Raw genomic sequence first — 10,062 nt, 5'->3', positions numbered from 1 at the left:
ACATCTTTACCGATAGCTTGCACAAAACCAGTAGTTATAAACTCATCCTTAGTTTCCAACGGAATATATTCCACATCCAAAAAATCCTGAAGAATTAGCTCCTTCTTAGGATATTTTTTTGTTACATCTACAGTGATAAAATCATCTGTTGATTGCGTACTTTCTCTGCATCCGGTCGTTATTCCTATAAACAGTACTACTAATAGACAGATAATTCGTTTTTTCATAATTGATTTTTTATTAATGAAGTAAGAAGTTGTAAGATTGAAGTTAGAAAAAGCATTCTATTGATTTATAACATTGAACCTTGAACTTCTTTATTTATTGTTTTTATATTTCACCAACATAATCACCGGATTGGATTCTTCATCTAATTCAGCAGCAATTTCATTTAATCGGCCTTTTAGTTGACCTTTTTCGAAAGCTTCGGTCAGTTCAGGCGCTTGAAAAGGATACCAGGTTGCAATATCATGATTGATCGATGAAGTCCAAAATACCGGTCGTTTATATGTGCAATCATCATTATATATGGTATATTTGAATATAGTCCCTTCTTGTTTGTCATAAGCCAGACGGATAAGGGGTATTTTCATGGTTTCTACGTCAATTTCTTTCTTCATGGTTGTCATAAAATAATAACGGTCGGTAACCCACTCGACGAAAAGAAATACTTCTGTATCCATAGAATAGACGGAAGGTGTTCTCACAATAAAAGGTTTAATATTATCATTGGGCGAATATGTATATATGGTGTCGGATGAAATATTCATAAGTATCCAATTACCAAAACCAAGGGTTATAGCGTCAAATATAGGGAATGCTTTTTCATCGTTCTCCCCAAATATAACCAGTGTTTTATTCCCTTTGGTAGAAATAGGGATCTCGCGGGTAATACTTCCGTCTTGTTTGGAAATAATCACATGATAAGACGATTGATCAGGTATCAATCCATCACCTATATTATTATAAACAATCAAATTATCCCTGTCATAATCAAATACATTCGTATAGTCACTGTTTGTGTCTATGAAATTAAAACTTCTTTTAAAATTTCCGTATAAATCATATACCGATATTTTTTTGGCATGTTTGACAAATAGTTCATTAGACGCTTCATCAAGGACAATTTTCGCAATGTATGCATATTCCTCGCCACCTTGCCCAAAACGGTTTATTTTCCGTATAGCTTTCCCGGTTTTCCTATCAAAAAAGAAGATATTACCATCGTTGATACGGTTTTTTACTATTATAAATTCTTTACCGACATCCATGACCACACCGTGTGTAATAAATTCGTCTGTCGTTTCCAACGGGATGTATTCCACGTCCATAAAATCCTGAAGGATTAACTCCTTTTCAGGATAACTTCCCGTAACATCTACAGTAACAATGGTACCTGCTGCTTGTTTGTTTCTTTCGCACCCTGCCATAACAAACAGAATCGTTGCTATAATTGTTAATGATTTTTTCATGACAATAGTAGATTTATATGACACGTTTTTGAATTATGAGTTGTAAATAGCAAATTGGATTTAGCCAATTATAAATTAATTGAAACCACTTTGTCTACTTGACTGTTTTTGCGATCAATGATATAGATAATAAATAGAAAAACCAAGCTTTTGAGGTCACAATTTGGTCACAAGTTACCATTATTCAATATAATTACGATGGAATCGTTACTTTTCAACGATAGGAAAATAGTCGTATTAACCGAAAACGGATTTTTATTTTATTTTTTTAAGTTAACGAAATCAAAACAACCAACCATTTAATCTTAAAAACACATTAATGTCACTATTCCATAAAATCACCCATTATTACGTCATTATAACACAAAATAAGCCATTTCAATAACATACAAAAGAAGAAAAAGCGGCCAACCAGACGAAAAAACAAGGTTTTCCACTCCTTTTTCACACCTCAAAAGCGAATATTGAAAAAATCATTCAAATGATGTCCGACAGTTATCTAAAAGATTTTTAAAACCATTTAGAACACACGCAACAACGATGCAGATGAATTACTAGAAACAATGCGTTCTTTTTCAGTAACAGGCAAAACGCGATAAAAAACAGTCAAAAAATCATGTTTTTTTCACCTGGATGGTGCTAAAAAACAGTCTCGTTTGAAATAATCATTTCTCCATCAAAATATGTATTTCGAATTACAACACTCCGAAAATCATTTACGCGATTTTTATTTCACGGTCAATAAGTGGTGGTTCAAGATTGGTTGACCTGCATTTTGTATTTACTAAACTCCGGGAGAATCCAATATTCGCGAGTACTCTTGAGTGAAACACCGAAAACAGATCGGAAAACGGTACTGTTTTGACATTTTGATAGTCGTACTGTTTTTAGCTGTTTTTATGACAACAAGAGACTTCATGCGTTCGGGTGTGGAATGATTTTCTTTGCAAAATATGCGGAGAAAATTTATTCTGCGGAGAAAAAGAGGTCTATTTGTCGCAATAATTGCGTAGAATAAAACCGTAAGCTTGTATGTATAAAAAAAGACTATCCGTTTGTTCGAATAGTCTTTTTTTGTTTTTTATTGTGCCGCCTCAGTCAGTCACTCTTCTTCGTCATCGTCATCGTCATCATCCTCTACCGGAGCCGGTTTAACAAAGAAGGCACTCAATTCGTATAGTCCATATAATGGTATAAATACAATACTCAACGTAAACGGATCACTACTTGGTGTGATAAATGCGGCCAGTACCAATAGCGCAACCACTGCATGTCGTCTGTAATTATGGAAAAATGAACGATTTAATAAACCAAGCTTAGATAATAGCCAGGACACTAAAGGCATTTCAAATACAATCCCCATAATAAAGATCAACATCAAAAAGTTGTCCATGTAGGATTCCAATGAGACCTGCTCTGTGATCGATTCGCTGATCTGATAAGTAGCCAAGAAACGTAATGTAACAGGAAATACGGCAAAATAACCGACTGCACATCCGATAAAAAACATGACCGTTCCGAACAGGAATACCCAACGTACATTATTCTTTTCGTTCTCGTACAACGCCGGACTGATAAACTTCCATATCTCATACATTAAATAAGGAAAAGCCAATACCAATGAAATCCAGAACGAAGTCGTCATGTGCGTAAAGAACTGGGAGGCCATCTTTACGTTGAAAATATGGATGTTGAAAGCGGTATCACAAAAATCGCTGACAACATGCAACATTTGCCCCAGTTTACAGAAGAGTTGATAGGTTATGAAATCACCCCGTGTCGGAGCCAGGATAACCATATCGAAAAGACCATGTTCGCCCCGCATAAAAGCGAACAACAGAATAGCAAAAATAAACAGGGCTAATAGAGAACGAAATAAAGTCCAACGAAGTTCTTCCAGGTGGTCCCAGAATGACATTTCATCTTGTTGCATCTCGTTTTATTTCTCTGAGTCTGTATTATTCGTAGTCGTATCGTCTATTTTAATATCGTCTTCTATCCCTTTTACACCGTCTTTAAAGTTTCTCACACCTTTACCGATCCCTTTCATCAGTTCAGGAATTTTCTTTCCACCGAATAATAACAACACAACAATGGCAATGATTACGATTTCGCCAGTTCCTAAATTTCCAAGAAATAATAAATCAGTCATGATATAATTTAATTTAAATGTTTAATAAACGCACTCTTTAACTAAGGCAAAGATACGATTTGTAACCGATTGTAGATCGTTTATTTCAAATTTATTACCTTTGCACGGTCTTAAAAATCTGAAATTAGAAAATTATTAGAAAATGAAAGCTTATGTATTTCCCGGTCAGGGAGCGCAGTTTGTGGGTATGGGCAAAGACCTTTACGAAAACAATCCGTTAGCCAAAGAATTGTTTGAAAAAGCAAACGATATCCTCGGATTCCGCATAACAGATATGATGTTCTCGGGTACAGACGAAGACCTGAGACAAACCAAAGTTACACAACCGGCCATATTTCTGCATTCGGTGATTTTGGCCAAGACATTGGGTGATCAGTTTCAACCGGATATGACGGCAGGACACTCTCTGGGCGAGTTCTCTGCATTGGTTGCTGCCGGCGCACTCTCTTTTGAAGACGGACTGGTATTAGTGTCCAAAAGAGCGATGGCCATGCAGAAAGCGTGTGAAGCGACTCCGTCGACCATGGCTGCCGTACTGGCTTTGGCGGATGAAAAAGTAGAAGAGATTTGTGGTAGTATCCAAGATGAAATCGTGGTTTGTGCCAACTATAACTGCCCCGGACAATTAGTGATCTCAGGAAGCATACCCGGTATCGACGCTGCTTGTGAACAACTATTGGCAGCCGGCGCTAAAAGAGCATTAAAGTTGAATGTCGGTGGAGCGTTCCATTCTCCACTGATGGAACCTGCACGTGCAGAGCTTGCCGCAGCCATAGAAGCGACTACCTTTAATACACCTGTTTGTCCGGTGTATCAGAATGTCAATGCTTCACCGGCGACCGATCCTTCTACCATTCAAACGAATCTGATCGCTCAATTGACCTCTCCGGTACGTTGGACACAGACGGTATTGAATATGATCGCTGATGGAGCGGATCATTTTATTGAATTAGGACCTGGAAATGTATTACAGGGACTGGTTAAAAAGATCAACAAAGAGGTGACTACCGAAGGCATGCAATAAAAACAGAAAAGGGATAAAACCGCTGCTTTATCCCTTCCTGAGAATTAAAAAAAACTAACCTAATCCATCTGTGTATATCATAGTAACATTAGGCTTTGGTAAAGGGATAAATCCCGTCACAAATATTAAAAGATCTCATTGATATCAGTTTGATTTATGTCAAATTGATATCAATGAGATCTTTTTCTTGATTTTCATCAACTATCAGGAGAGATTCGCCCGTACCCGGCTTAATGTCTCTGGGGTCATCAACAGATAAGAAGCGATATGTGATAACGGTACTCTACGAATGACTTCAGGATGCTCACGCAATAAACGGTTGTAACGCTCATTCGCCGTTTCAAAACGAAGCGAATCGGTTTTCATCTGAGAAAGAATTAACGACATTTCCAATACGCGCCGATAAAAGAACTCCAACTCTTTATCTTGGGCGATTAACTCCATCAACGGTTCATAAGGAATCCCATATACAACTGTATTTTCCAATGCTTCAACCATCACCCGCGTCGGCTTTTGTTCGATAAAACTCTGGATACAGAGGAATAATCCGTCTTCATACGCAAAATGTTCTGTGATGTCTTTGTTGTTTTTGTAGTAAAACTGCCGAATGATCCCCTTGGAGACATAACCGATCTGTTTACTGACTTCTCCTTCTTTTAAAAAAAGCTGATTTTTTTTAACTTCGGTACAAACAAGAATTTTGGCAAGTTCATTCAGTGCTGCCTCACTCAATGGCGCAATTAGTCTGGCGATGCTTCGTGCAATTAATTTCTTTTGATCCATTTCATGGTAGTTTTTTCAATTCTCGCCGTAAATATAGAAAAAAAATTACAAGAAGTCAGAAGTTGGATGCCGGAAGATAGAAGATCGGCCTGAGCCCATTGTCCATTGTCAATGGACAATGGACAATGGAGAAATGACAAATGATCCGGTTACCGGATCATTTGTATTCCTGCCAGCTTTTTATCTGGATATCATCCACACTTAACGAGCAAAATGCTTCGATAAATGCACTCGCTAAACGGGTATTTGTTATTAACGGTATATTCAGATCGATGGCTGCACGCCTGATCGTATAGCCATTACTTAACTCGCGAGCCGTTAAATCACGCGGGATATTTACGACCATATCAATCTGTTTATCACGCAATAAATCCAATGCCTGCGGTTGTCCCTCCTCACTAGGCCAATAGACTTTTGTTGATGGGATATTATTTTCTTCCAAAAAACGATAAGTTCCTCCGGTCGCATACAAGATATATCCTTTTGCCTTCAATATTTTTGCAGCATCCAACATGGCTACTTTCTGTTTGGAGCTACCCGTCGACAGGAGAATCCCTTTTTCCGGTATACGATGACCCACCGATAACATACTGGTCAGTATCGCTTCAGGGAGGTCATCTCCTAAACAACCAACTTCACCGGTAGAAGCCATATCAACCCCAAGTACCGGATCGGCTTTTTGTAAACGATTGAAAGAAAACTGAGAGGCTTTAATCCCCACATAATCCAGATCGAATTCATTTTTTGCCGGTTTCTCAACCGATAGTCCCAACATAATCTGTGTTGCCAATTCGATAAAGTTTATTTTCAACACCTTGCTTACAAAAGGAAAACTCCGTGAAGCACGCAGGTTACATTCGATCACCTTAATCTCATTTCCTTTCGCAAGATACTGAATATTAAATGGTCCTGAGATATTTAACTCTTTGGCTATACGTTTACTGATTCGTTTAATACGACGCACTGTTTCGACATATAGTTTTTGTGCGGGGAACTGAATGGTGGCATCTCCTGAATGTACACCGGCAAACTCAATATGTTCACTGATCGCATACATAACGATTTCACCTTTATCGGCAACCGCATCTACCTCGATCTCTTTGGCATATTCAATAAACTGGCTGACAACCACCGGATGCTTTTTACTCACATTAGCAGCCAATTGAAGAAAACGTTCAAGTTCTTCCTGGTTGGAACAAACATTCATTGCGGCTCCACTAAGCACATAGCTTGGTCGAACCAGTACCGGGAACCCGACTTCATCCACAAATTGATTGATATCTTCCAATGAAGAAAGTTCTTTCCAACGAGGTTGATCAACTCCAATCCGGTCGAGCATAATAGAGAACTTTTCACGATCTTCTGCGTTATCGATACTTTTAGCCGATGTACCCAAGATATGTACTCGTTGCTCATCCAACCGCATGGCCAGGTTATTCGGTATCTGTCCGCCTGTCGAAACAATAACCCCATGCGGATTCTCCAGATTCAATATATCCATCACCCGTTCGAATGTCAATTCGTCAAAGTATAGACGGTCACACATATCGTAGTCGGTAGAAACGGTCTCCGGATTGTAATTGATCATAACAGAGCGCCAACCTTCTTTTCGGATCGTGTTAAGCGCTTGTACGCTACACCAGTCGAATTCAACGGAACTGCCTATACGGTATGCCCCCGATCCGAGTACGACGATTGAACGTTTGTCTCCCTGATAGTTGATATCATTTTCAATTCCGCTATAGGTGAGATAGAGGTAATTTGTCTGTGCCGGATATTCGGCTGCCAAGGTATCAATTTGTTTCACTACGGGAAGAATATGACGGCTTTCGCGCTCCTTACGAACGGTCAAAGAGGCTTTTTCCAGATCTTCCGTTTGTTCCTTAAACAGGGCTCTTGCTATCTGAAAATCGGAGAAACCTTGCATTTTGGCATGTCTGAATAATCGCATCGGTATATCCGACGGTGTATCATAGCGTGCTAAACGATCTGCTGTCCGGATAATTTCATACAATTTCTGTAGAAACCATCGGTCGATTTTAGTCAGATCATGTATCTGATCGATCGTATATCCCGCACGAAATGCTTTGCTAATCACGAATATACGTCTATCAGTCGGTTCACGTAATGCTTTATCAATATCGGCAATCACCAACTCTTTATTTTCTACAAAACCGTGCATTCCCAACCCGATCATACGCAGTCCTTTCTGGATCGCTTCTTCAAAAGTCCGTCCGATAGCCATCACCTCGCCGACCGACTTCATGCTGGATCCTAATTCACGGGCAACACCATGGAATTTACCTAAATCCCAGCGTGGAATCTTACAAACGACATAGTCGAGTGCCGGTTCAAAAAAAGCACTCGTGGTTTTAGTGACCGAATTTTTCAGTTCAAACAGTCCATAACCTAAACCGAGTTTTGCCGCAACAAAGGCAAGTGGATAACCGGTTGCTTTGGAGGCCAGTGCAGAAGAACGGCTTAAACGTGCATTGACTTCAATCACTCGATAATCTTCACTTTCCGGATCATAGGCATATTGCACGTTACATTCCCCAACAATACCGATATGCCGGATAATTTTTATGGCCAACTCACGAAGTTTATGATAGTCGGTATTTGATAAGGTTTGTGACGGAGCAATCACAATACTTTCGCCGGTATGGATACCTAATGGATCGAAATTTTCCATATTACATACGGTGATACAATTGTCATATTTATCACGCACCACCTCATATTCTACCTCTTTCCATCCTTTCAGGCTCTTCTCGACCAGAACCTGAGGAGAAAAAGAAAACGCTTTTTCTGCAAGTACATCGAGTTCTTTTTCATTATCACAGAAACCGGATCCCAATCCTCCCAAGGCATAAGCCGCACGAATAATAACCGGATATCCCAGTTCGGCAGCGGCTCTGCGTGCATCAACAAGATTATCTACCGCTTCACTCTTTATCGTCTTTACATCGATTTCATCCAGTTTTCTGACAAATAACTCCCGGTCTTCCGTATCTATTATAGCCTGTACAGGTGTTCCCAATACACGGACATTGTATTTTTCCAATATCCCGTTCCGGTAAAGAGCGACTCCACAATTAAGTGCTGTCTGTCCACCAAAGGCAAGCAAAATCCCCTCCGGACGTTCTTTTTCAATCACCTTCTCCACAAAGAACGGAGTAACCGGAAGAAAATAGACTCTATCAGCAATCCCCTCCGAGGTTTGAACAGTTGCGATATTCGGATTGATCAGGATTGTTTCTATACCTTCTTCTTTTATCGCTTTTAAGGCCTGGCTCCCTGAATAGTCGAATTCACCAGCTTCACCGATTTTCAACGCACCAGAACCTAAGACAAGCACTTTCTTGGGAAAGTGCTTGTCTAATTGACAATGGACAGTTGACAATTGACAATTATTTGATGATGAATTATTTTTATTAATTGTCAATTGTCCATTGTCAATTGTCAATTGTTTTGTGCTTAGGGTTTCGACAAATAAGTCGAATATGAATTCTGTGTCTGTAGGACCACTACATGCTTCCGGATGAAACTGGGCAGAAAAGAAAGGTTTGGTTTTATGTCTGATTCCTTCATTGGTTCCATCATTCATATTGATAAACAGAGGTTCCCAGTCGGCACCTAAACTATCATTATCCACGGCATAACCGTGGTTCTGTGAGGTAATAAAACAGCGTTCCGTTCCAACCATACGTACCGGCTGGTTATGACTCCGGTGTCCATATTTCAATTTAAAGATAGAAGCACCACCTGCTTTTGCCAACAACTGGTTGCCCATACAGATCCCACAAATCGGTTTGTCACCGTCTAATGCCTTACGGATATGCTCTACGGCCTCTACACAGGTATCCGGATCACCAGGTCCATTACTGATAAACAAACCATCATAGTGCAATTGAGTAAAGTCATAATTCCAGGGTACACGGATAACCGTTACATCCCGGTTTAGTAAACTTCTGATAATATTATGCTTTACCCCACAGTCAATCAATACAACCCGCTTTTTACCCTCACCTTCCCCATAAGTAATGACTTCTTTGGTAGAAACCTGTTCGACGTAGTTCACCTCTTCGTAATTCCCAAACAAACCCGACAAGAGAGAATGACTCTTCCCATTATCCTTTGTCCTTTGTCCATTGTCCATTGAGAGATTGTCCTCAATGACAATCTTTCCCATCATCACCCCGTGTTCACGCAACTTCTTCGTCAGCGCACGCGTATCGATACCATAAATACCCGTAACTTGTTCATCTTTCAACCAACTGCCTAAACTTTCAACGGCATTCCAATGACTAAACTCATGGCTATAGTCGCTGATTATAATCGCTTCGGCATGTATCTTTTCACTTTCCATTAAAGTGGCGATCCCATTTTCACTAAATGTACGGGGAGGTACCCCATAATTCCCTACCAACGGATAGGTTGAGACAATCATTTGCCCCGCATAAGAAGGATCTGTCAGACTTTCAGGATAACCAGTCATTGCTGTATTAAATACGACTTCTCCTTTTACCTCTTTTTCATACCCAAATGAAAAACCTTGAAAAATACTGCCATCATCTAAAATAAGCGTGGCGATTTTGTCTTTATGCATATGCTCTCTACTTTATTGAAAA

Annotated in this window: 7 protein-coding genes; 1 reads left to right on the top strand and 6 read right to left on the bottom strand. The window is 39.6% G+C overall.

The window, feature by feature from the left end:
- The 4 genes from M2135_RS14790 to M2135_RS14775 form a co-directional block, all read right to left on the bottom strand.
- On the bottom strand, positions 1-227 hold a 227-nt coding region (locus M2135_RS14790; RefSeq protein WP_280749300.1), incomplete at its 3' end, for a 6-bladed beta-propeller.
- Positions 228-317: 90 nt separating this feature from the next.
- Complete coding sequence (locus tag M2135_RS14785) at positions 318-1,472, bottom strand: 6-bladed beta-propeller (protein WP_280749299.1); 1,155 nt, start codon at positions 1,470-1,472, stop codon at positions 318-320.
- 1,102 nt (positions 1,473-2,574) lie between these two features.
- Positions 2,575-3,405 carry a twin-arginine translocase subunit TatC gene (gene tatC, locus M2135_RS14780; RefSeq protein WP_280749298.1) on the bottom strand — a complete coding sequence of 277 codons (831 nt, stop codon included), beginning with the start codon at positions 3,403-3,405 and terminating at the stop codon, positions 2,575-2,577.
- A 6-nt stretch (positions 3,406-3,411) separates the two neighbouring features.
- A complete protein-coding gene (locus tag M2135_RS14775; RefSeq protein ID WP_280749297.1) occupies positions 3,412-3,624 on the bottom strand; it encodes a twin-arginine translocase TatA/TatE family subunit in 213 nt (70 codons plus the stop codon).
- 142 nt (positions 3,625-3,766) lie between these two features.
- On the opposite strand from M2135_RS14775, the gene fabD reads away from it, so the two are divergent.
- The gene (fabD, locus tag M2135_RS14770) at positions 3,767-4,648 is read left to right on the top strand and encodes an ACP S-malonyltransferase (protein WP_280749296.1); all 882 of its coding nucleotides are present in this window, start codon (positions 3,767-3,769) and stop codon (positions 4,646-4,648) included.
- A 204-nt stretch (positions 4,649-4,852) separates the two neighbouring features.
- Here the strand turns inward: fabD and M2135_RS14765 are convergent, their stop codons facing one another.
- Both M2135_RS14765 and carB read right to left on the bottom strand, forming a co-directional pair.
- The gene (locus tag M2135_RS14765; protein WP_280749295.1) at positions 4,853-5,431 is read right to left on the bottom strand and encodes a Crp/Fnr family transcriptional regulator; all 579 of its coding nucleotides are present in this window, start codon (positions 5,429-5,431) and stop codon (positions 4,853-4,855) included.
- 157 nt (positions 5,432-5,588) lie between these two features.
- A complete protein-coding gene (carB, locus tag M2135_RS14760; RefSeq protein WP_348537119.1) occupies positions 5,589-10,040 on the bottom strand; it encodes a carbamoyl-phosphate synthase (glutamine-hydrolyzing) large subunit in 4,452 nt (1,483 codons plus the stop codon).
- Positions 10,041-10,062 lie beyond the last annotated feature (22 nt).

Origin of the sequence: Parabacteroides sp. PF5-9 (assembly GCF_029893105.1) — a bacterium.
GTDB lineage: Bacteria > Bacteroidota > Bacteroidia > Bacteroidales > Tannerellaceae > JARXWG01.
Note: the sequence above shows the minus strand (reverse complement) of the source record. Positions and strands in the feature narration are given on the sequence as shown.

Coding starts and splice junctions, on each gene's coding strand:
- M2135_RS14785 (WP_280749299.1), bottom strand. CDS start 1,472: ATGAAAAAATCATTAACAATTATAGCAACGATTCTGTTTGTTATGGCA.
- tatC (WP_280749298.1), bottom strand. CDS start 3,405: ATGCAACAAGATGAAATGTCATTCTGGGACCACCTGGAAGAACTTCGT.
- M2135_RS14775 (WP_280749297.1), bottom strand. CDS start 3,624: ATGACTGATTTATTATTTCTTGGAAATTTAGGAACTGGCGAAATCGTA.
- fabD (WP_280749296.1), top strand. CDS start 3,767: ATGAAAGCTTATGTATTTCCCGGTCAGGGAGCGCAGTTTGTGGGTATG.
- M2135_RS14765 (WP_280749295.1), bottom strand. CDS start 5,431: ATGGATCAAAAGAAATTAATTGCACGAAGCATCGCCAGACTAATTGCG.
- carB (WP_348537119.1), bottom strand. CDS start 10,040: ATGCATAAAGACAAAATCGCCACGCTTATTTTAGATGATGGCAGTATT.